Raw genomic sequence first — 21,877 nt, 5'->3', positions numbered from 1 at the left:
TAAAGCATGACCCGCTTGACGGCTAGCGCCGTCGGAGACCCTTGTAATGTCAGATCAAGATATACGCCTTCAATCCTTGAAAGTTTGGCTCGATGAGCAGCTGCCTGCGTTGTTTGCCGCGCAGAATTGGGGCGCCGTGCCCCCGGCCACGTTGACTGCGGCCAGTAGTGATGCAAGTTTTCGTCGTTATTTTCGCTGGGAGGGTGCCGGTCGAACTTTTATTGTCATGGACGCCCCTCCACCGCAGGAAAACTGTAAACCGTTCGTGGATATCGCTCATTTATTGGAAACGTCGGGCATTAATGTTCCGAAAATTTACGCCGAAGACCTGACGCAAGGCTTTTTGCTGCTCAACGATCTGGGCCGTAAGACCTATCTGGACGTGATCGATGCCGAAAACGCCGATGCATTGTTCGACGACGCGATCCAGGCACTACTGGCCTACCAGCAATTGCCGATGGACGCGCCGCTGCCCAGCTATGACACGGCGTTGCTGCGTCGTGAGCTGGAGCTGTTTCCCGAGTGGTACGTGAAGCGCCATCTGGGCATCGACATGGATGAGGCGCAACAGGCCGACTGGCAGCAGGTCAGCGAGTTGCTGATTAACAGCGCCCTCGCGCAGCCCAAGGTGCTGGTGCATCGCGACTACATGCCGCGCAATCTGATGATCAGCGAACCCAATCCGGGCGTGCTGGATTTCCAGGATGCGGTGTACGGCCCGGTCACCTACGACGTAACCTGTCTGTTCAAGGATGCTTTTCTGAGCTGGCCGCAAGAGCGGGTCAGCGGCTGGCTCAAGACTTACTGGGATCGGGCGCGGGCCGTCGGCATTCCGGTTCAGGACGACTTTGCAGCGTTCGAGCGGGCCAGTGAGTTGATGGGCGTGCAACGGCATCTGAAAGTGATCGGGATTTTCGCGCGTATCTGCCACCGCGATGGCAAGCCACGTTACCTGGATGACGTGCCGCGTTTCTTCGCTTATATAGAGGCGGTTTTGTCACGCCGTCCCGAGCTGGCTCAGCTGGGGCAACTGCTCACCAGCCTGCAGCATCCCGCAGAGGCCTCTGCCTGAGTGTGCAGATGAGCGCTCGGGAAAACCATTGACTGTGTTGAAGAGGATTGCATGAAAGCGATGATTCTCGCCGCCGGAAAAGGCGAACGAATGCGCCCGTTGACCCTGCACACGCCCAAACCGCTGGTGCGTGTTGGCGACGTGCCGTTGATCGAGTACCACCTGAACGCATTGCGTGCCGCCGGGTTTCACCAGTTGGTGATCAACCACGCCTGGCTGGGGCAGCAGATCGAAGATTATCTGGGCGACGGTCAGCGTTTCGATCTGAGCATCCGTTACTCCCCCGAAGGTCAGCCGCTGGAGACCGGCGGCGGCATTCAGCGGGCCTTGCCGTTGCTGGGGCTCGAGCCTTTTCTGGTGGTCAATGGCGACGTCTGGACGGACTACGACTTCAACGCCTTGCGCGTGCCGCTGTCCGGGCTGGCGCATCTGGTGCTGGTCGATAACCCGGCGCATCACCCGACCGGCGATTTTTCACTCGTCGACGGTCAGGTTCGTGATGACGATTCCGTGGGCCCGCGCCTGACCTACAGTGGCATCGCGATCCTGCACCCGCGGCTTTTTGCAGGCTGCGAGCCGGGGGCGTTCAAGCTTGCGCCGTTGCTGCGTGAGGCGATGCAGCAAGGGCTGGTAACGGGCGAGCATTATCAGGGGCGCTGGGTCGATGTCGGCACCCACGAGCGTCTGGCCGAAGTCGAGCAGTTGCTCGCGGAGACGCGCTGAATGCTCTGGCCCGGCACAGTGATCGGCGCAGGCATCGGCTACGCCATCGCCAGCATTCCGGGAACGATGCTCGGTGCATTGCTGGGACAGGCGCTGGACCGGCGATTGAAACTGCAAAACTGGGCGCAGCTGCGCGAGCGCCTCGGCGGACGCGCAGCCATTGCTCAGGACAGCCTGCTGTTTGTGCTGCTGGGGCGACTGGCCAAGAGTGAAGGGCGGGTGCTGGCCAGCCACATTCATCAGGCACGAACCGAGATGCGCCGCTTGGGCCTCAACGAGGCCGAGCAGCTACGCGCCATCAATGCGTTCAAGCGCGGCAGGGATGGCGCTGACGGGTTGCGCAGTTACCTGCGCGGTTTGCAGCGTCAGCCGGATATTGCCGAAGACCTGCTGTGCGCTTGCTGGCGAATGGCCTGGGCTGATGGCAAGGCTTCGCGGGTCGAGCGCGAGCTGATTGGCGTCTGGGGCATGTGGCTTGGCTGGTCGGCGCAGCAAATCGAGGCGCTGGCTGCCGAGCACGATCCGATGAAGCGTTCGCCGATCAACGTCGGTGACGATTACCAAGGCGCGATGATTCTGCTGGGCGTCAAGCCGGACACCGACCCTTTGAGTGTCAAGCGCGCTTATCGGCGGCTGCTCAGTCGCCATCACCCGGACAAAGTCGCCGGTTCGGGTGCCAACGCACAGCAGGTGCGCATGGCCACCGAGAAAACCAGCGAGCTGCACAACGCCTACCGGGTGATCAAGGCCCGGCGCGGGTTTACATGATCCTGCACCGGTCTTGATGTTGGTGGCTACTTGTCTTCTTTGGGGTCTATCCAGCCGCGAATCCGCCGAAACATCTGTTCTTGTTCCGTGTCTTCGTTGCCCACGATATTAATCAGGGCGATCTGGGTAAAGCCAGGGCCTTTGGTGCGTTTGCTGGCCTGCAGTCGTGCTTTTGCAGCCAGGTCTGGCGGGTTCTTGTAGATGAAATCGGCGGTCTTGATTTTCAGCGTCGGCACCATGTCCAGCAACGACGGGACGGCATTGACCGGTTCGCGTGCCGCGACCATGACCAACCTCTGCACCGTGGGCGACGGGCGCTCGCTGAGGAACCGGGTGGCCCAGTAGGCGCCACTGCTGTGTCCGAGCAATATGATGCTGCGCGCTTTGTTCTGCTGGGCGAAGCTGATCGCGCTTTCGATCCGGGCAAAAATACGCTCGGCGCGGGCCTTGTTGCGCTCCTCGTCGGCGGCCGCTTTTGCCGTTGCAGCGCTGGCCAGTGCTTCAGCATCCGTCGCCGGGTCCGGCGTCTTGGCTGCGGCGTCTTTCGGCGCGTCTTTTGCGGCACTGGCAGGTTTATCGGCGGCTTTATCCTTATCGGCACTGGTTTCCGTTGCTGCGTCGGGCTCGCGTGCGGTGAGTGTGTCGTCCTCGGCGTCTGGCAGGGTAATGCTCAGGCTCGACCAGCCCACGTCCGGGAACTTGCGGCGTAACGGGCCGACCGCGTCTGGCCAGTCGGGAGACTCGGCGTCGCCCGGCAAAATGATCACAGCGCCTTGTGGCTCTTCACTGTTGGCAGGCTTCCAGAGCGCCAGAAAACTTTCGTCTCCGGCTTGCAGTTGCTGCTGGTCCCGAGTCGGCAACTGGCGCTCCAGAGCAACCGAGTCCTCTTGCGAACGGCTGAGCAGCGGTGCGCGTTCCACAGGCGCTTCGGCGGCAGCGTCCTTGTCAGGGGCCGGGTCGGCGGCCATCGCAGGCAGCGCGCAAGGGAGCATCAATGACAAAAACAATGCAGGAAACATTGCGCGAAAGGTGTAGGACATCGGATATTCCAAGCCAGAAACTATCCCGGCAGCCTAATGGGTTGATCGGCTTTTGTCAGGCCTGAGCGTGGGCGGCACATGGCCGTCCTGCGCACACATGAGAACGACACGTTGATCATTCGTCTTCTGCGCACCGTTTTTATCGGCTGCCTGGCTTTGCTCTTGATGGTTCAGGTGGCGAATACGCAGGCTGACGAGTCTGGAACGCCTGCCACTGCGCAACTGACTACCGCGCAGCTTGACTGGCTCAAGGCGCATGGCCCATTGCGGGTTGGCCTGGTATTGCGCGCGCCGTATGCCCAGTTCGATCAACGCCTGCAACAATTGTCCGGCGCCAACGTCGACCTGATGAACGCTTTGGCGCGGACGCTGCCTGTCGAGCTGTTGTGGCGTAACTTCGCTGATCAGGCGGCGCTGGAAAAGGCGCTGCTCAACGGCGAAATCGATGTTGCGCCGGGCTTGATGCAGACCCCGGCCGGATTGCGTGTGTGGCTGTTTTCCGATCCGTACCTGCGGGTGTCGCAACTGTTGATCGGCGAACGTGATGGCAGCGCTGCGGTGGATCTGGAAAAGCTCGACAGCCTTTCCAGAGTGGCGGTGCGTATGCCAAGTCCGACCGCCGATTACCTGCGCAGCAATTTTGCGCACCTGAACCTGCAAGGTGTGCCGCTGGAGCGTCAGGCGCTGCAATTGTTGCTCAGCCAGCAGGCGCGCTATGCCGTGGTGGATGAAGCGCAACTGAGTCGCCTGCTGCGCGAACCGGAGTTTTCCGGACTGGCCGTGGTCGGTGATATCGGTTTGCCGCAATTGCTACGGGTTGCGTCACGCCGTGATGAGCCGGAACTGGCCGCGATTGTCAGCGAGGCTTTGAAGGCCATTCCGGCCCGCGAGCTGGAGCAGTTGCACGCCCGCTGGATGCCGTTGAATTCCTCCCATTTCAGCGAGTCCACCGGCCTGTGGAAGAATCTGTGCATTCTGTTGCTGGTGATGCTGCTGGCCTGTTTTGCGATTGTGGTCTGGCAACGTCGTCAGCAACAGGCACTGGAGCAGGAGTTATTGACCGCACGCGAGGACCTTGCCCGACGGGTAGAAAGTGAAGAAGCGCTGCGGCTGGCGCAGTTTTCCATCGATCAGAGCACCGTCGGCATTCTGTGGGTCAATTGGGACAGTCGCGTGCGTTACGCCAACCGGGCCGCGGAGGCAATGCTCGGCTATGCGCCGGGGCACGTCGTCGAGCGCCCGCTGATCGATTTTGAACCAGGCCTGCACATGGACCGCTGGCTCAACCTGTGGAAAAACGCCCGTTCCAGCGAAGACAGCCCGCAGGTGTTCGAGACCAACTGCCTGCGCGCAGACGGCAGCTTTCTGCCTGCCGATGTGTCCTTGAGCTTCCTGCGTTTTCACGAGGCGGAATACCTGGTGGTGTTCCTCAGTGATATCAGCGAACGACGACGCGCCCATGATCAACTGCGTGAATTGTCGGCGCACCTGGAAAGCGTGCGTGAAGAAGAAAAGGCGCGTATTGCCCGGGAAGTCCATGACGAACTGGGTCAGATGCTGACCGTCTTGAAGCTGGAAACGTCGATGTGCGAGCTGGCCTATGCCGAGCTGGACCCAGGCTTGAGCGAGCGGCTGGGCAGCATGAAACGCCTCATCGCCCAGCTGTTCCAGTTGGTACGCGATGTGGCCACTGCCTTGCGGCCGCCGATTCTCGATGCCGGGATTGCGTCGGCCATCGAATGGCAGGCGCGCCGTTTCGAGGCGCGCACGCAGATCCCCTGCCTGGTGCAAGTGCCAGACAACCTGCCGACGCTCAGCGATGCCAAGGCCACCGGTATGTTCCGGATTCTGCAGGAGGCACTGACCAACGTCATGCGCCATGCTCAGGCCCATACCGTGGAAATCAGCCTGACGCTGGAAGACGGCATTTTGTGCATGACCATCGCTGATGACGGGCAGGGCTTTGCCGTCGAGTCGGGCAGGGCGGTTTCGTTTGGCCTGGTGGGTATGCGCGAGCGAGTGCTGATGCTCGGCGGCAGACTGGAGCTGGACAGCGAGGTCGGTGAGGGCACAACCTTGCGCGCCTACATCCCGATGGACCCGACCGTACAGGAGCGACACCCGTGATTCGTGTTTTGGTAGCCGAAGACCACGCCATCGTGCGTGAGGGGATCAAGCAATTGATTGGTCTGGCCAGGGATCTGCAAGTCGTCGGTGAAGCCAGCAATGGTGAGCAGTTGCTTGAGACGTTGCGCCACGTGGCCTGTGAAGTGGTATTGCTGGATATCTCCATGCCCGGCGTGAATGGCCTCGAAGCGATTCCGCGGATTCGCGCACTGACCAACCCGCCTGCGATTCTGGTGTTGTCGATGCATGACGAAGCGCAGATGGCGGCGCGTGCCCTTAAAGTCGGCGCTGCGGGGTATGCGACCAAAGACAGCGATCCGGCATTGCTGCTGACCGCGATTCGTCGGGTGGCAGCGGGCGGGCGCTACATCGATCCGGATTTGGCCGACCGCATGGTGTTCGAGGTCGGCCTGACGGATAACCGGCCTTTGCATTCGCTGCTCTCGGAGCGTGAGTTCTCGGTATTTGAACGGCTCGCCCAAGGCGCCAACGTCAACGACATCGCCCAGCAACTGGCGCTGAGCAGCAAGACTATCAGTACCCACAAAGCCCGGCTGATGCAGAAAATGAAACTCAACTCGCTGGCCGACCTGGTCAAATATGCGATGGAACACAAGCTGCTGTGAGCCTGAAAACGACACTCTGCTCACCACCACGCCCTGCGGGCAGAAGCCTGAAACTCCGCTTCTGCTCACCACTATCGTGCGACGCTCCGCGTCGGTATGCCGTTCTGGACGCTCCGCGTCCTCTTTTGTGACGCAGGCGACGCGCACTGCATTCCCATGCTGGGCGTGCCGAACGATCAGACTCGCCGACATGCTCAATCGCGCCATCTCTGTAGGGCAATCCCTACCCCCAACCTTCCAGCCGGCCTAGGCAATTCTCTCCTGACCCCCGATTTGCAGGGTATTCCGGCTGCTCTAGTCTTGAGTCCACGCAGACAAAACAAAGGTGTGGGCAATGAGCGACGTCGATACAAGCGCTGGAGCGAGTGATGTTCTGGTCAGCTTTCGTGGTGTGCAAAAGAGCTACGACGGCGAAGCACTGATCGTCAAAGACCTCAACCTGGACATTCGCAAAGGCGAGTTCCTGACCCTGCTTGGTCCTTCTGGCTCCGGAAAGACCACCAGCCTGATGATGCTGGCCGGTTTCGAAACGCCGACCGCGGGCGAAATCCTGCTCGGTGGCCGCGCCATCAACAACGTGCCGCCGCACAAGCGCGACATCGGCATGGTGTTTCAGAACTACGCCTTGTTTCCGCACATGACCGTCGCCGAGAACCTCGCCTTTCCGCTGACGGTACGCGGCATGAGCAAGACCGACGTCGGCGAAAAGGTCAAAAAAGCGTTGGGCATGGTCCAGCTCGACAGTTTCGCGCATCGCTACCCGGCGCAGTTGTCCGGCGGTCAGCAGCAGCGTGTGGCCCTGGCCCGCGCGCTGGTGTTCGAGCCGCAATTGGTGTTGATGGATGAGCCGCTTGGCGCACTCGACAAGCAATTGCGCGAACACATGCAGATGGAGATCAAACACCTGCACCAGCGCCTCGGCGTAACGGTGGTCTATGTGACCCACGACCAGGGTGAAGCGCTGACCATGTCCGACCGGGTCGCGGTGTTTCATCAGGGCGAAATCCAGCAGATCGCGCCGCCGCGCAGCCTGTACGAAGAGCCGAAAAACACCTTCGTGGCCAACTTCATCGGTGAGAACAACCGGCTCAACGGGCGTCTGCTCAGTCAAGACGGCGACCGCTGTGTGGTCGAGCTGGAGCGTGGCGAGAAGGTGCACGCACTGGCGATCAATGTCGGCCAGCCCGGCGCCCCGGTCACCCTGTCGATCCGCCCCGAGCGCATCAACCTCAATGGCCGCAGCGAAAGTTGTACCAATCGTTTCTCCGGCCGTGTGGCCGAATTCATCTACCTGGGTGACCACGTGCGGGTGCGTCTGGAAGTCGCCGGCAAGACCGATTTCTTCGTCAAGCAGCCAATCGCCGAACTGGATCCGACGCTGAACGTGGGCGACGTGGTGCCGATCGGCTGGCAAGTCGAGCACGTTCGCGCGCTCGACCCCTTGCAGCAAGTGCATTGATCTACCGATAAAAGCAATAACAGAGGCGAACTGATCGCCCATCCCAATCGCTTACCAACACTGCTCGTGGAGAAAAGAACACATGTTGAAATCTTTGAAGTTCACCGCTATCACGTTGGGCCTGATGTGCGCCGCGCAAGCCATGGCAGCCACCGACCTGACCGTCATTTCGTTCGGCGGCGCCAACAAGGCAGCTCAGGAAAAAGCGTTCTACGCGCCGTGGGAAAAAGCCGGCAACGGCAAGATCATCGCCGGTGAGTACAACGGTGAAATGGCCAAGGTCAAAACCATGGTCGACACCAAAAGCGTCTCCTGGGATCTGGTAGAAGTCGAATCGCCGGAACTGGCTCGAGGCTGCGACGAAGACATGTTCGAAGAACTGGACCCGAAACTGCTCGGCAATGCCGCAGACTACGTTCCGGGCGCGATCACCACGTGCGGCGCAGGCTTCTTCGTCTGGTCCACCGTGCTGGCCTACAACGCCGACAAGGTCGCCACGGCACCGAACGGCTGGGCCGATTTCTGGGACACCAAAAAATTCCCGGGCAAGCGTGGCCTGCGCAAAGGCGCGAAGTACACCCTCGAATTCGCCCTGATGGCCGACGGCGTTGCGCCGAAAGACGTCTACAAAGTGCTGGCCAGCAAAGACGGACAAGACCGCGCGTTCAAGAAGCTCGATGAACTCAAGCCGAACATCCAGTGGTGGGAAGCTGGCGCACAGCCGCCGCAGTACCTCGCGTCCGGGGACGTAGTGATGAGCTCGGCCTACAACGGCCGAATCGCTGCCGTGCAGAAAGAAAGCAACCTGAAAGTGGTCTGGACCGGCGGCGTGTATGACTTTGATGCCTGGGCCATCCCGAAGGGTTCGAAAAACGCCGAAGCCGCGAAGAAGTTCATCGCCTTCATGCTGAGCCCCGAGCAGCAGAAAACCTACTCGCAGAACATCGCCTACGGCCCGGCCAACACCCAGGCGGTCAAGCTGCTGGACAAGGAAACGCTGCAGAACATGCCCACCACGCCTGAAAACATCAAGGATCAGGTGCAGATGAACGTTGCGTTCTGGACCGACAACGGCGAATCGCTGGAACAGCGTTTCACTGCCTGGGCTGCCAAGTAATCAGCCTGCGTTGAGTCAGATCCGGGCGTTCCCTGATACCGGGAGCGCCCCCTTGTTGAAAGATTCCGGAGTTCGCTATGGCCATCGCCGTGCCCTTGACTGAAGGCGCCAGCCCCAACTTGAAGCAACGCCTCGCTCGCGCCGAGCGGGTCAACCGCTGGAAGGCTCAGGCACTGATCGCGCCGTTGGTGATTTTCCTGTTGTTGGTGTTTCTGGTACCTATCGCCGCGCTGCTCTACAAAAGCGTCGGCAACCCCGAAGTCGTGACTGCGCTGCCAACCACCGTGGTCGAAGTGCAGAAATGGGACGGTAAAGGGCTGCCGCCCGAGTCGGTCTACAAGGCGATGAGCCTGGACCTGGCCGAAACACGCAAGAATTCCACGCTGGGCGATCTGTCCAAGCGTCTTAACATCGAGCTGGCCGGCTATCGCAGCCTGCTGAGCAAAACCGCCCGCGCGCTGCCGTTCAAGACTGAGCCGGCCTCTTATAAAGAAGCGCTCGAGGCACTGGACGAACGTTGGGGCGATCCTGCCTACTGGCAGGCGGTACGTCGTAATACCAGCAGTGTGACGCCGTATTACCTGCTGGCCGCCGTTGACCATCGCATCGATGATCTCGGTGAAGTGGCCCCGGCCACGCCGGATCAGGCTATCTATCTGGATATCTTCGCCCGCACCTTCTGGATGGGCCTGGTGATCACCGCGATCTGCCTGGTGCTGGCGTATCCGCTGGCCTACCTGCTGGCCAACTTGCCGGCACGGCAGAGCAACCTGCTGATGATTCTGGTGCTGCTGCCGTTCTGGACGTCAATTCTGGTCCGCGTCGCGGCCTGGATCGTGCTGTTGCAGTCGAGCGGGCTGATCAACAGCGCGCTGCTGGCGATGGGCATCATCGACAAACCGCTGGAACTGGTCTTCAACCGGGTCGGGGTGTACATCTCGATGGTGCACATCATGCTGCCGTTCATGATTCTGCCGATCTACAGCGTGATGAAGAATATCTCCCCCACCTACATGCGCGCCGCCATTTCCCTGGGCTGCCACCCGTTCGCCAGCTTCTGGCGTGTTTACTTCCCGCAGACCTACGCAGGCATCGGGGCGGGTTGTCTGCTGGTGTTCATTCTGTCGATCGGCTACTACATCACCCCGGCCTTGCTGGGCAGCCCGAACGACCAGATGGTCAGCTATTTCGTCGCGTTCTATACCAACACCAGCATCAACTGGGGCATGGCAGCGGCGCTCGGCGGGCTGCTGCTGTTGGCGACCATCGTGCTGTACCTGATTTATAGCTGGCTGGTCGGCGCCAGCCGCCTGCGACTGAGCTGAGGAGCGTTACCATGTTGAATCCCTACACATCGCCGATCGAGCGCATCTGGTATTACGCGCTGCGCATTCTTTGCGCGCTGATCCTGCTCTTTCTGGTGCTGCCGGTGCTGGTTATCGTGCCGTTGTCGTTCAACTCAGGCAGCTTTCTGGTTTACCCGCTGCAAGGCTTCTCGTTGCAGTGGTATCAGGACTTCTTCAATTCCGCCGAATGGATGCGCGCTTTGAAAAACAGCATGATCGTCGCCCCGGCCGCTACCCTGCTGGCAATGGGCTTCGGTACGCTGGCGGCGATTGGCCTGACCCGTGGCAACTTTCCCGGCAAGGCGCTGGTCATGGCGCTGGTGATTTCGCCGATGGTGGTTCCGGTGGTGATCGTCGGTGTCGCCAGCTACCTGTTCTTCGCGCCACTGGGGTTGGGCAATAGCTACACCTCGCTGATTCTGGTCCACGCAGTGCTGGGCGTGCCGTTCGTGATCATCACCGTGTCGGCAACTTTGCAGGGCTTCAATCACAACCTGGTACGCGCCGCTGCAAGCCTGGGCGCATCGCCGCTGACCGCGTTCCGCCGCGTGACCTTGCCGTTGATTGCTCCGGGGGTGATTTCCGGTGCGCTGTTCGCCTTCGCGACGTCGTTCGACGAAGTGGTCGTGACGCTGTTCCTCGCCGGCCCGGAACAGACGACCTTGCCTCGGCAGATGTTCAGCGGCATCCGCGAAAACCTCAGCCCGACCATCGCCGCCGCCGCTACGTTGCTGATCGGCTTCTCGGTGCTGTTGCTGCTGGTGCTGGAATGGCTGCGGGGGCGGAGCGAGAAACTGAGAACGGCTCAGTGAACTGAGAGCTGCAAGTTTCAAGCGGCAAGCTACAAGCAGAAGCAGATCAAACGCTTGAGGCTTGAGGCTTGCCGCTTAACGCTCCAGGCGAAGCTTGGCGTACAATGCGCACCACCGTGATTCTGCTCAAACAGGTGCGTCATGCAGCCCTTCGTTATTGCCCCATCGATTCTTTCCGCTGACTTCGCCCGTCTGGGTGAGGAAGTCGACAACGTGCTGTCCAGCGGCGCTGATTTTGTCCACTTCGATGTCATGGACAACCATTACGTCCCCAACCTGACCATTGGTCCGATGGTGTGCAGTGCGCTGCGCAAGTACGGCGTGACTGCGCCCATCGATGTGCACCTGATGGTCAGCCCGGTGGATCGCATCATCGGCGATTTCATCGAGGCCGGTGCCACGTACATCACCTTTCACCCGGAAGCGACCCAGCACATTGACCGTTCGCTGCAACTGATCCGTGAAGGCGGTTGCAAGGCCGGTCTGGTGTTCAACCCGGCCACGCCGCTGAACCTGCTGGAATACGTGATGGACAAGGTCGACATGATCCTGCTCATGAGCGTCAACCCGGGTTTCGGCGGGCAGAAGTTCATTCCCGGCACGCTTAACAAGCTGCGCGAGGCGCGGGCGCTGATCGATGCGTCGGGCCGTGATATTCGTCTGGAGATCGACGGCGGCGTCAACGTCAATAACATCCGCGAAATCGCTGCGGCGGGTGCCGATACCTTCGTGGCCGGTTCGGCGATCTTCAACGCACCGGACTACCGCGAAGTGATCGAGAAAATGCGCACCGAGCTGGCGTCAGCCCGCGCATGAGCGGCTTGGAAACGCTGTTTGCAGGCAAGCTGCCAAAGCTGATCATGTTCGATCTGGACGGTACGCTGGTGGACTCGGTTCCCGATCTGGCCGTGGCGGTGGACAAGACCCTGGCCGAGCTCGGCCGCCCGCCCGCCGGTCTGGATGCGGTGCGTGCCTGGATCGGCAACGGTGCGCCGGTGCTGGTGCGTCGTGCGCTGGCCAATGATATTGATCACAGTGGCGTCGACGACGCGCTGGCCACGCAGGCGCTGGAAGTCTTCATGCGCGCTTATGCTGAAAAGCACGAGTTCACGGCGGTCTACCCCGGCGTGCGCGAAACCCTGAAGTGGTTGCAGAAGATGGGCGTCGAGATGGCCCTTATCACCAACAAGCCGGAGCGTTTCGTCGCGCCGTTGCTGGATGAGATGAAGCTGGGCCGTTTCTTCCGCTGGATCATTGGTGGCGACACCCTGCCGCAGAAAAAACCTGACCCGGCTGCGCTGTTTTTCGTGATGAAAATGGCCGGTATTCCTGCCTCGCAATCGCTGTTTGTCGGCGACTCGCGCAGTGACGTGCAGGCCGCCAAGGCTGCCGGTGTTGCCTGCGTTGCGTTGAGCTACGGCTACAACCACGGCAGGCCGATCGCCGAGGAAAATCCGGCGCTGGTGATCGATGATCTGCGCAGGCTGATTCCCGGTTGCCTGGATCGGGACGCTGAGATACTGTTGCCCGACATCAAACGTCCCTCCTCAAGAGAATCCATCGTGGTGGTCACTCGCAAACTCTGGATGAAAGTCATCAAGGCCCTGGCCCGCTGGCGTTGGCGCGCCTGACTTGATTCTGGCCGGCCTGCCGGCACGTTTGCCTGACTGATTGTTGCTCCTCAAAACCACGAGGTTACTCATGAACCGTGAAGAATTCCTGCGTTTGGCCGCCGACGGCTACAACCGCATCCCGCTTGCCCGCGAAACCCTGGCTGACTTCGACACGCCGCTGTCGATCTACCTCAAGCTGGCTGATCAGCCGAACTCCTATATGCTGGAGTCAGTGCAGGGCGGCGAGAAATGGGGGCGTTATTCGATCATCGGCCTGCCATGCCGCACCGTGATGCGCGTACATGGCCATCACGTCAGCGTGACCCATGATGGCGTCGAGATCGAAAGCCTGGACGTCGAAGACCCGCTGGATTTTGTCGAGACCTTCAAGGCGCGCTACAACGTGCCGACCATTGCCGGTCTGCCGCGTTTCAATGGCGGGCTGGTCGGTTATTTCGGTTATGACTGCGTGCGCTACGTCGAGAAGCGTCTGGCTAACTGCCCGAACCCTGACCCGCTCGGCGTGCCGGATATCCTGTTGATGGTGTCCGATGCGGTGGTGGTGTTCGACAACCTGGCGGGCAAGATGCACGCCATTGTGTTGGTCGACCCGGCGCAGCAGGACGCTTACGAAAGTGGCGTTGCACTGCTCGATGAGTTGATGCACAAGCTGCGCCAGCCAATCACACCGCGTCGTGGTCTGGATCTGGACCGGCCTCCGGCGGCTGATCCGGTGTTTCGCTCCAGTTTCACGCAAAGCGACTACGAAGCCGCAGTCGACACGATCAAGCAGTACATCCTTGCGGGCGATGTGATGCAGGTTGTGCCGTCGCAGCGTATGTCCATCGATTTCGCTGCTGCGCCTATCGACCTTTACCGGGCGCTGCGCTGCTTCAACCCGACGCCGTACATGTATTTCTTCAATTTCGGTGATTTCCACGTGGTTGGCAGTTCGCCGGAAGTGCTGGTGCGCGTTGAAGACAACCTGATCACCGTGCGGCCCATCGCCGGCACGCGCCCACGCGGCGCCACTGAAGAGGCGGATATCGCGCTGGAAGAGGACCTGCTGTCCGATGACAAGGAAATCGCCGAGCACTTGATGCTGATTGATCTGGGCCGTAACGACACGGGGCGGGTTTCCGAGATCGGCACGGTCAAGCTGACCGAGAAGATGGTCATCGAGCGTTATTCCAACGTGATGCACATTGTCTCCAACGTCACTGGCCAACTGAAAAACGGGCTGACGGCGATGGATGCACTGCGGGCGATTCTGCCGGCGGGCACCTTGTCCGGCGCACCGAAAATTCGCGCCATGGAAATCATCGACGAGCTGGAGCCGGTCAAGCGTGGCGTCTACGGCGGAGCGGTGGGCTACATGGCCTGGAACGGCAACATGGACACCGCGATTGCAATTCGTACGGCGGTGATCAAGAACGGCGAGCTGCACGTGCAGGCAGGCGGCGGCATCGTCGCCGACTCAGTGCCAGCGCTGGAGTGGGAAGAAACCCTCAACAAACGCCGCGCCATGTTCCGCGCCGTAGCCTCGGCCTCGCAGACGGCCGAGGACTGAGCGGGCTGGATGCTCTGCGTTTCAACGCGGACGCATAACTTTATACATAAATCCTGTGGGAGCGAGCTTGCTCGCGAAGAGGCCGGCACAGACCCCGAAAGGGGGTGTTTGGGCTATTGCTTTCGTGAGCAAGCTCACTCCCACAAGTCACAAATCTGCGCCTCTTCTATCTAGAAACTCAGACTCAACGCCACATTCACCCCTTGCTGGGTCACGTCATCGTTCTCGCGCCAGTTGTAGTTGCCACGCAGCGTCAAGTCCTGAGTGAGTTTCTGGCTAACGCCCAGCGTCGCCCGGTTCAGGTCGCGTTGCGGGGTGTAGCCTTCGAGTGTGAAGTCGACGGACTGTACGCTGTTGAGGGCCATGCTCACGTTCTGTTGATCGGTCTCGAATTCCCGTTCGCGCGCGACTTCGCCCCACACCTGAGTGGTCGGCGTCGCCTGGAATTTGCCCTGCAAACCAACGCCTGCACGCCGGGATTTACGGGTCTGATCGCTGAAGGTCAGCGCAGTCGAACGGTCGCCTTTTTCCGAGTAGCCGTCGACATCGATATGGGCATAGTCGGCGCTGACGAAAGGCGACAGGTGCCAGCGACTGGCAGCCCCTGCGATATCAAAACCGACGCGCCCGCTGACAGCCCATATTTCACCGTCGGTGTCGCCTTTTTCCTGGCCCTCGCTGACGCCCAGCGCGAATTTGCGCTCGGCATTTTCGTAGTCCAGTTTGCCGCCCGACACTGCCAGGTCGCCCCACCAGTGATTGGCCTGATACTGCAGAAACGCCGTGGCGATGTAACTGTTGAGCTTGTAGTCCGAGTCCCGTGGCCCGGCTTCCAGCGTCTGTCGATAGGCACCCGCCACGACACCCGTGCGCCAGTTTTCGGCAAAGCGGTAGCTGCCACCGATGGTCAGGTTGTAGCCTTGTCCGTCAGCATTAGCAGAACTGTCCTGCGCGTCAAAGTCCATTTTCTGACCGCCAGCCGAGAGGATGCTCTGCCATTGGCCGATGCCTTGCCAGTTACCCCAGTCGCTGAGCCACTGCGCGCGGATTTCGTCCTGATGCATGCGCAGTGTGCCGTTGGCCATTTCTGGTAGCAGGGTGATTTCCCACGGTGCCGACAGCAGTGAATAGGCGTAGTCGGCGAGTAGCCGTTGTCCGGCTTCGGTCGGGTGTACGCGGTCATTGAAGAACAGCCGACTCGGGTTCGGCGTGGCGCTGGACCGGCCGTTGGTGGTGCTTTCACGGCAGTTGTCGCCGCTGAAACAAGTGCTGACCAGGTTTTCATTGGGGTCGAAGCCGAAGCGTGCCGGTTCGGCCAGCGTCTCGGAGATCAGCAATGGCACGTTGAGCGGGATGATCTGCGCATTGATCTGCGCCAGACGGCTGACCAGCTGTTGATTGAAGGCAGCGCTGAGTGCCGACGTGGCGGAAGCCAGCGGCGTACCGCTCAAGGCCGGCGTCCGGCCGATGTCCGGCAGCAGCCAGACCATGATGTAGCGTGCTCCGGCCTGTTGCAGGGCCTGTGCGCTGTCGGCCAGTTGATTGGCGGCTTGCCCGGCGCTGCTGGCGCTCAACACGCGACCTTGCAGAAAGTCGTTACCGCCGCCGGTCAGGTAGTAAAGGGCATTAGGGTCGGCGCGAAAGCTGTTGGTGGGCAAATAGCCGGTCCGGCTGCGCAACAGCGTGCCGCTGTTCGGGTCGACGACAGTGGATTGCGAATTGATCGAATCAAGAATCTGGTCTGTTCGATAGCCACCGACAGCCCAGTTATTACCATCCGCTGCACCCAGGGCCGCATTGACCGGCGAGGTGGAAGCCGCCAGGTCGCCAGCCGGAACCCGCAGCATTCTGCCGATCAGCGTCGATGAGTTCAGATTGAATGCTTCGCCGCTGCCATCCTGATAGGTCGGGCCGACCCGATTGGTGAAGCGCAACGTGGAGCCTCTAGGGCCAGCGGTGTCCGGGAACTGCCCGGCATCGGCCAGGCTGTCGCCGAACACCACCATGGTCGAATAGGGGGCCGCAGCGGCGCTGCCACACGCCAGCGAAAGCAGACAGGCCACGAAGGGCCAGCGCCTTGATGTTTTGGTCATGAAAGTATCCCGGTTGTTGTTATTTTGTACCGGAAACGTAGCAAGATTTTTCATGACTGCAAAGGTCGCTGAAACCCTTTGCCGAGCGGCGGTACTTTTTTGAACTCATGCGGCTTTTTCGGTCACGATGCCGCTCAGATAATTGGCCAGATCGTGCAAGTAGACAAACGGATGGCCCTGCCGCGTGCCGCCTGTGCGGTTGACTTTGAGGTCAATGCGGCCCGCGTTGATCTTGCGTAACAGGTTGCGATCACTCGACAGGTGCGAGAAATAACGCTCTCTGACGGCGCTCAGCGATGGGCACGGCGTGGCGAATTCTTTGCGAAGTTGGTCCAGTATTTCGTTCATTCCATGACTCCCTGTGGTTTGCATGTAAGGACTCCCGAAGTGGGGTGCATGCAAACGATACGATATGTAGCGGGCTCATACAATACAGTTTGTATTTTTAAATACAAATTGTATGAATTATCCTACAAGGAATCGATGTACCAGCACACGTGCGCGGTGCCGTTTTCAGGGTGGCGGGTCACGGTGATGCCCTCTGCCTCGCTGATCTCCTCCAGAATCCGCTCCCAATGTTCAAGCACCTCGCCCGGCTCTCTGACCAGTAAGACCTGGTGCTCGATTTGAGCTTTGTCACTGGTGATTGCGTCCTGAATACGTTGCGCCAAGGCCAGGTAAGCGTCGTGATGAGCCATGTCGAGGGGCTTGTTTAGCATGCGTGAACTCCTTTCTACTGTATGTGCATACAGTAATTGAGGGGTATTTCCTACGCAAGCTACAAATGTTTCCTACACACGCGTGTGATGGCTTCTGAACAGCGCCCACAAAAAAGCCCCGGTTTCGGGGCTTGGCTGAATCAGCAGCGCGTTACAGACGCATCGTCATTTGCCGGATGACCCCGATCAGTTTGCAGTCTTCAGTGACCGGCAAGGTCGGGTAAGCCGGGTTCAGCGGCTTGAGGAAGAAGCGTCCGGCGTCTTCGACGAGCTTCTTGAATGTGGCTTCGTTGCTTTCGGGAAGTTTGGCAATGACCAGTTTTCCAGCCGTTGGCTCCAGCCCGGTATCGACCAGAATCAACATGCCTTCAGGGATGCTCTGGCCGGCAGGCGCAGTCATCGAGTCGCCACGCACGACCAGCCAGAAGGCGCGGCCCTTGGCTTTATAGTCGCTGATTTCAAAGGTGTCGGAATAACCGGCCGGGTAGGGCTCGACGGCTTCGCTCCAGCCTCCGGCTTCAACCCAACTGATGACCGGATAACGATAGAAACGCGAAGGCTGCACCGCAGGCGACACGTTATCCATAGCGGACTCCTGCCACGGAATGGAGGTCGCGAGGATCGGCAGGCCCAGCTCGGTCAAAAACCGATTGATCACCTCGATTTTTGGCTCGCGCTTGCCGTTCAGCCAATGCCCCACCGCGCCCGGTGTTACACCCATGCGCTCAGCCATCTCTTCCTGGCTGATTTCCTGGGTTTCCATGACCTGTCTTGCGACTTCATACCATTTTCTGTTCATGCGTCGAATCATACAGGCTGTAGGTTGATCGGCAATATACATATTGTAAATGCGGGTTGTCTCTTAAAGATACAAATTGTATTTTCTGCCGCGCAGGCTTTGGGGCGAACTCGCTCGCAAAGCGTCTCCGCAGGTCAGGACAGGAAACAGACAATGATCGAGAAAGTAGAAGTGGTCATGCAGCATTGGGGCGAGCAGCGCATGCGCGTAGGGCTGGGCGGCGGGCTGAGCAGCCCGATGGCCGGGATCATGGAGTGGGGCGCTTATATTCCGCGCCGCACACCCGGCTCGCGGGCGCTGATCGGCAATGGCAGCGGCATGGACTATATAAGCAGCGAAGTGGAAGCGGCCATTGCACAAATGGCCCGCAGCCCTGCGAAAGGCCGTGGGCCTGAATTGGCTCAGTTGGCGACGTTGCGTTATGTCGAGTCGCTGCCGGTGCGCGAGCAGATGCGTCTGGTAGGCATCAATGAAGGCGCAGACCGCACCTATCGCAACTGGATCACCAGGCTTCACCAGCAAGTGCTGGCGATTCTTGCCGAGCGCAGCGCTTCGCGAAGCAACAAGGACGACGTTTGCAAGGCTGGGTAAGTGTGGATGAACACGGTATCCGATACCGTTTATCCGGGGCGATTGCACAGCTGTGGTCGAACTCGTGTTGAACTCCGGTCAAACTCGACCCACCTCGAAACTGCCCCTTCCCAGGCTTTCCGGAGGGGGGTAAAAAGGTCCCACGATATGCGATTTGCGCCTCAGGGCTGCAGCCGAACAGAGGCTGTTCGACAGCGCCAACCGGTCAAACGCAACCCACTCCAAACCCCGCTTCGGCGGGGGACTTTCGGGCAAATAATTGCCAAACGCATTTTCTCTGGCCGCCTCTGTGCGGCCTTTTTTATTCCCGGAGTACCCATGGACCCAACCGACCTAGGCCCAGGCACAGTCACCTGGCTGGGCGGAACGGGCACCATTCTGCTTGGCGGCTTTTTGTGGCTGCGCAAGTTTCTTTCCAGGGATGCAACAGACCGGGCGATGGACAGCGCCGATATCGGCACGGTGCGTCGCCTCAATGATCTGCTCGACTCCGAGCGGCAGGCACGCAAGGAGGCGGAAGCGCGGTCCGATCAGTTCGCCAGGGAGCGCAATGAACTCGCGGCAGCGGTTGGCCGGATGGAGGGCAAGATTGAAGCCCTCACCAGCCATATCGTTCAGCTCACCGACAAGGTCACCACGCAGAGTGCGGAAATTGCCCGGCTCCGCTCCAAGCTCGGAGGTGCCAATGATGCACAGATGCGCAATTGATTTTATCGCTCGTCACTGGTGGCGGCAGCTGGAGATCTGGTTGATCGCCGTGCTGCTGCTTGCCGGGTGTCTGATGCTGGGCTTTCAGGCCGGGCAATGGTCGGCCAACGCCGAGCACACCCGGCAACTGGCCGAGATTCGCGCGGCCTATGACGCAGCCCTTGGCAAACGCGATCGCCGTCTGGACAGGCTGGCCGAAACCACGACTCAGGCGGCAGACAAGGTCGAGACCGCTGCGTCAATCGCCAGTCAGGCTGCACATGCGGCCAGTCGCGCTGCGGACAAGGCAGATGAGGCGCTGGGCAAGGCGAACCAGTAGACATTGCTCACGCCCGAACAACCTTCAACACACGCGGAAACCCTTATGAAGATCACCCCGATAGTTGCCCATTTGCAGGCGACCTGCCCGACCTTTGCCGGTCGCATCAGTGCTGGCATCGACTGGGCTGCGGTTGCCCTTGGCGACCAGCTTGCGCATCCCTCGGCCTATGTCATTGCCAGCGGCGATGTGGCCACGGCAAATGATCTGCAAAACGTCATCCGCCAGAACATCACTGACCAGATCGACATCGTGGTTGTACTGGAAAGTGACGACAAGCGCGGCCAGCAGGCCAGCGATCAGCTGCATGCCATTCGCGCCGAGCTCTGGCGCGCGCTGGTGGGCTGGAACGCTGACCGCGATTACGACGCGATGCAGTACACCGGCGGTGCGCTGGTGCAGATCAGCGGCGCACGTGTGACGTATCGCTTCGGCTTTGCCGCGCAGTTCCAGTTGGGCCGTAACACCTCGGATCAGCCCGCCGAGACCTGGCACGAAGCGTATCTGGACGGGTTGCCCGGCTTCACTGGCGCCACCCTTGAGATGGACTGCGTCGATCCCGCAGACCCGAACCTGAAATCCCCCGGCCCTGATGGCCGTATCGAAGCGAAGTTCACAGCAGAGGTAACACCATGACCCAACGCATCACCGTAGTACCGGCCGAGGGCCGCACTGTGCCGGATCCGGAGGCGGGCGATTTGCTGCCCGTCGAAGGTCGGCAGGTCACCTTCAATGCCTGGTGGCAGCGTCGTCACAACGACGGCGACGTCACCCTTCAGACCGAGCAAACCCCCACCACCTATCAGGCCTTCACAGCCTAACCAAGAGGAAGCCCACTAATGGCTATCAGTTTTAACAACATTCCATCCGACGTCCGCGTGCCGCTGTTTTATGCGGAGATGGACAACTCGGCTGCCAACAGCGCGTCGGCGAGCATGCGTCGCCTGATCGTTGCTCAGGTCAACGACGACGTGTCCGGCCCTGAGCTTGGCTCTCTGGTGCTGGTGCCCAGCGTGGCGCTGGCAAAGAACATCGGCGGACAGGGCTCGATGCTGGCCTCGATGTACGAGATCTGGCGCAAGACTGATCCGACCGGTGAAGTCTGGTGCCTGCCACTGCTCAACACCGAAGGCGTCAAGGCCGCTGCAACCGTCACCCTGACAGGCGCTGCGACCGAAGCGGGTCTGCTGAACCTGTATGTCGGCGGTGTGCGCGTTCAGGCAACCGTCGTCAATGGTGCGACCGCTGCGCAAGCTGCAAGCGCGCTGTCGGTGAAGATCAATGCCACGCCTGACCTGCCGATCACCGCAGCTGTCGAGGCCGGTGTGCTGACCCTTGCCTGCAAATGGAGCGGGGCCAGTGGCAACGACATTCAGCTGGAATTCAACCGTCTGGGCAAAACCAGCGGCGAAGTCATTCCTGCTGGCCTGACTGCCGCCGTGATGGCAATGACCGGTGGCGTGGGTACACCTGATCAGCTCAAGGCACTGGCTGCGCTGGGCGACGAACCGTTCGAGTTTCTGTGCATGCCGTGGACCGACACCAGCACCCTGGATGCCTGGAAAGCGGCGATGGACGACAGCACCGGTCGCTGGAGCTGGGCCCGTCAACTGTATGGTCATGTGTACAGCGCCAAGCGCGGCACGGTCGGCACGCTGGTGGCTGCAGGCCAACTGCGCAACGATCAGCACATCACCATTCAAGGTGTGGAAACCGGCGTTCCGCAACCGGTCTGGCTGCAAGCCGCTGCTCTGGCTGCGCGCACTGCAGTGTTCATTTCTGCCGACGCCAGCCGTCCGACCCAGAGCGGCACCATGCCCGGCCTGGACCCGGCGCCCGCCAGTCAGCGTTTCACCCTGACCGAGCGTGAATCGCTGCTGCGTTATGGCATCGCGACGGCGTACTACGAAGGCGGCTACGTGCGTATTCAGCGCTCGATCACCACCTATCAGAAGAACGCTTACGGCCAGGCTGACAACTCGTACCTGGACAGCGAAACCATGCACCAGTCGGCATTCATCATTCGTCGTCTGCAAGGCATCATCACCAGCAAGTACGGTCGCCACAAGCTGGCCAGCGATGGCACGCGTTTCGGTGCCGGTCAGCCGATCATCACGCCGAGCACCATTCGTGGCGAGCTGATTGCGCAGTACGCCCGTCTTGAAGAAGAAGGCCATGTGGAGAACGCCGAAGTGTTCGCCCAGCACCTGATCGTCGAGCGTGACGGCAACGATCCAAGCCGCGTGAACGTGATGTTCCCGCCTGATTACATCAACGGCCTGCGCGTGTTCGCGCTGCTCAACCAGTTCCGCTTGCAGTACGACGAAGCGGCATAAGCCTCACCCACCCTTTTCAAGCCCGCCTCTTGCGGGTTT

Annotated in this window: 23 protein-coding genes; 18 read left to right on the top strand and 5 right to left on the bottom strand. The window is 60.3% G+C overall.

Translation table 11 applies throughout. The features are described 5' to 3' along the window. Positions 1–46 precede the first annotated feature (46 nt). Genes BLT55_RS18470 through BLT55_RS18460 form a run of 3 tightly spaced genes read left to right on the top strand, consistent with a single transcriptional unit; the run spans position 47 to position 2,563 of the window. Positions 47–1,072: an aminoglycoside phosphotransferase family protein gene (locus BLT55_RS18470; protein WP_007251941.1), complete on the top strand. Its 1,026-nt coding sequence runs from the start codon at positions 47–49 to the stop codon at positions 1,070–1,072. 51 nt (positions 1,073–1,123) lie between these two features. Further along, positions 1,124–1,795 carry an N-acetylmuramate alpha-1-phosphate uridylyltransferase MurU gene (gene murU / locus BLT55_RS18465; RefSeq protein WP_054998877.1) on the top strand — a complete coding sequence of 224 codons (672 nt, stop codon included), beginning with the start codon at positions 1,124–1,126 and terminating at the stop codon, positions 1,793–1,795. After that, a complete protein-coding gene (locus BLT55_RS18460; protein ID WP_054998878.1) occupies positions 1,796–2,563 on the top strand; it encodes a TerB family tellurite resistance protein in 768 nt (255 codons plus the stop codon). 26 nt (positions 2,564–2,589) lie between these two features. Here the strand turns inward: BLT55_RS18460 and BLT55_RS18455 are convergent, their stop codons facing one another. Then, positions 2,590–3,603: an alpha/beta hydrolase family protein gene (locus tag BLT55_RS18455; protein ID WP_054998879.1), complete on the bottom strand. Its 1,014-nt coding sequence runs from the start codon at positions 3,601–3,603 to the stop codon at positions 2,590–2,592. A gap of 78 nt (positions 3,604–3,681) precedes the next feature. On the opposite strand from BLT55_RS18455, the gene BLT55_RS18450 reads away from it, so the two are divergent. The 9 genes from BLT55_RS18450 (at position 3,682) to trpE (ending at position 14,273) form a co-directional block, all read left to right on the top strand. Then, positions 3,682–5,730, top strand: coding sequence for a sensor histidine kinase (locus tag BLT55_RS18450; RefSeq protein ID WP_054998880.1), 2,049 nt, complete (start codon positions 3,682–3,684; stop codon positions 5,728–5,730). Next, positions 5,727–6,356 (top strand): response regulator, encoded by a 630-nt coding sequence (locus BLT55_RS18445; protein ID WP_054998881.1) that lies wholly within the window; start codon positions 5,727–5,729, stop codon positions 6,354–6,356. The genes BLT55_RS18450 and BLT55_RS18445 overlap by 4 nt, the downstream gene beginning before the upstream one ends. A 334-nt stretch (positions 6,357–6,690) precedes the next feature. Further along, positions 6,691–7,815, top strand: a complete 1,125-nt coding sequence (locus BLT55_RS18440; RefSeq protein ID WP_054998882.1) for an ABC transporter ATP-binding protein — start codon at positions 6,691–6,693, stop codon at positions 7,813–7,815. Between the two features lie 82 nt (positions 7,816–7,897). After that, a complete protein-coding gene (locus BLT55_RS18435) occupies positions 7,898–8,932 on the top strand; it encodes a polyamine ABC transporter substrate-binding protein (protein ID WP_054998883.1) in 1,035 nt (344 codons plus the stop codon). 77 nt (positions 8,933–9,009) lie between these two features. Beyond that, a complete protein-coding gene (locus BLT55_RS18430; protein WP_054998884.1) occupies positions 9,010–10,257 on the top strand; it encodes an ABC transporter permease in 1,248 nt (415 codons plus the stop codon). An 11-nt stretch (positions 10,258–10,268) separates the two neighbouring features. Then, positions 10,269–11,090 carry an ABC transporter permease gene (locus BLT55_RS18425; RefSeq protein ID WP_054998885.1) on the top strand — a complete coding sequence of 274 codons (822 nt, stop codon included), beginning with the start codon at positions 10,269–10,271 and terminating at the stop codon, positions 11,088–11,090. 141 nt (positions 11,091–11,231) lie between these two features. Then, on the top strand, positions 11,232–11,906 hold the full coding sequence (rpe, locus tag BLT55_RS18420) for a ribulose-phosphate 3-epimerase (RefSeq protein ID WP_054998886.1): 675 nt from the start codon (positions 11,232–11,234) through the stop codon (positions 11,904–11,906). Next, entirely contained in the window at positions 11,903–12,721 is an 819-nt protein-coding gene (locus BLT55_RS18415; RefSeq protein ID WP_054998887.1) for a phosphoglycolate phosphatase, read from the top strand. Before rpe ends, BLT55_RS18415 begins: the two co-directional genes overlap by 4 nt. 70 nt (positions 12,722–12,791) lie before the next feature. Beyond that, complete coding sequence (gene trpE, locus BLT55_RS18410; RefSeq protein ID WP_054998888.1) at positions 12,792–14,273, top strand: anthranilate synthase component I; 1,482 nt, start codon at positions 12,792–12,794, stop codon at positions 14,271–14,273. A 170-nt stretch (positions 14,274–14,443) separates the two neighbouring features. Here trpE and estP read toward each other — a convergent pair whose 3' ends face one another. The 4 genes from estP to BLT55_RS18390 all read right to left on the bottom strand — a co-directional run bounded on the left by estP (position 14,444) and on the right by BLT55_RS18390 (position 17,848). Further along, positions 14,444–16,366, bottom strand: coding sequence for an esterase EstP (gene estP / locus BLT55_RS18405; protein WP_054998889.1), 1,923 nt, complete (start codon positions 16,364–16,366; stop codon positions 14,444–14,446). 105 nt (positions 16,367–16,471) lie between these two features. Beyond that, the gene (locus BLT55_RS18400) at positions 16,472–16,714 is read right to left on the bottom strand and encodes a pyocin activator PrtN family protein (protein ID WP_007251927.1); all 243 of its coding nucleotides are present in this window, start codon (positions 16,712–16,714) and stop codon (positions 16,472–16,474) included. 122 nt (positions 16,715–16,836) lie between these two features. Beyond that, positions 16,837–17,085, bottom strand: coding sequence for a DUF1654 domain-containing protein (locus BLT55_RS18395; protein ID WP_054998890.1), 249 nt, complete (start codon positions 17,083–17,085; stop codon positions 16,837–16,839). A gap of 151 nt (positions 17,086–17,236) precedes the next feature. Next, positions 17,237–17,848: a LexA family protein gene (locus BLT55_RS18390; protein WP_054998891.1), complete on the bottom strand. Its 612-nt coding sequence runs from the start codon at positions 17,846–17,848 to the stop codon at positions 17,237–17,239. 189 nt (positions 17,849–18,037) lie between these two features. Here BLT55_RS18390 and BLT55_RS18385 point away from each other — a divergent pair, with 189 nt between their 5' ends. The 6 genes from BLT55_RS18385 (at position 18,038) to BLT55_RS18360 (ending at position 21,838) form a co-directional block, all read left to right on the top strand. After that, positions 18,038–18,475 (top strand): hypothetical protein, encoded by a 438-nt coding sequence (locus BLT55_RS18385; protein ID WP_054998892.1) that lies wholly within the window; start codon positions 18,038–18,040, stop codon positions 18,473–18,475. Positions 18,476–18,793: 318 nt separating this feature from the next. Next, complete coding sequence (locus tag BLT55_RS18380; protein WP_054998893.1) at positions 18,794–19,183, top strand: hypothetical protein; 390 nt, start codon at positions 18,794–18,796, stop codon at positions 19,181–19,183. After that, entirely contained in the window at positions 19,164–19,502 is a 339-nt protein-coding gene (locus tag BLT55_RS18375) for a hypothetical protein (RefSeq protein ID WP_007251922.1), read from the top strand. The genes BLT55_RS18380 and BLT55_RS18375 overlap by 20 nt, the downstream gene beginning before the upstream one ends. Positions 19,503–19,547: 45 nt before the next feature. Then, positions 19,548–20,138 carry a phage tail terminator protein gene (locus tag BLT55_RS18370; RefSeq protein ID WP_054998894.1) on the top strand — a complete coding sequence of 197 codons (591 nt, stop codon included), beginning with the start codon at positions 19,548–19,550 and terminating at the stop codon, positions 20,136–20,138. Continuing rightward, positions 20,135–20,323, top strand: a complete 189-nt coding sequence (locus BLT55_RS18365) for a DUF2635 domain-containing protein (RefSeq protein WP_007251920.1) — start codon at positions 20,135–20,137, stop codon at positions 20,321–20,323. The genes BLT55_RS18370 and BLT55_RS18365 overlap by 4 nt, the downstream gene beginning before the upstream one ends. Before the next feature lie 18 nt (positions 20,324–20,341). Then, the gene (locus BLT55_RS18360) at positions 20,342–21,838 is read left to right on the top strand and encodes a phage tail sheath subtilisin-like domain-containing protein (RefSeq protein ID WP_054998895.1); all 1,497 of its coding nucleotides are present in this window, start codon (positions 20,342–20,344) and stop codon (positions 21,836–21,838) included. Positions 21,839–21,877: the final 39 nt, after the last annotated feature.

This window comes from Pseudomonas cannabina, from assembly GCF_900100365.1.
Classification (GTDB): domain Bacteria; phylum Pseudomonadota; class Gammaproteobacteria; order Pseudomonadales; family Pseudomonadaceae; genus Aquipseudomonas; species Aquipseudomonas cannabina.
This window is presented reverse-complemented; position numbering and strand designations above follow the sequence as displayed.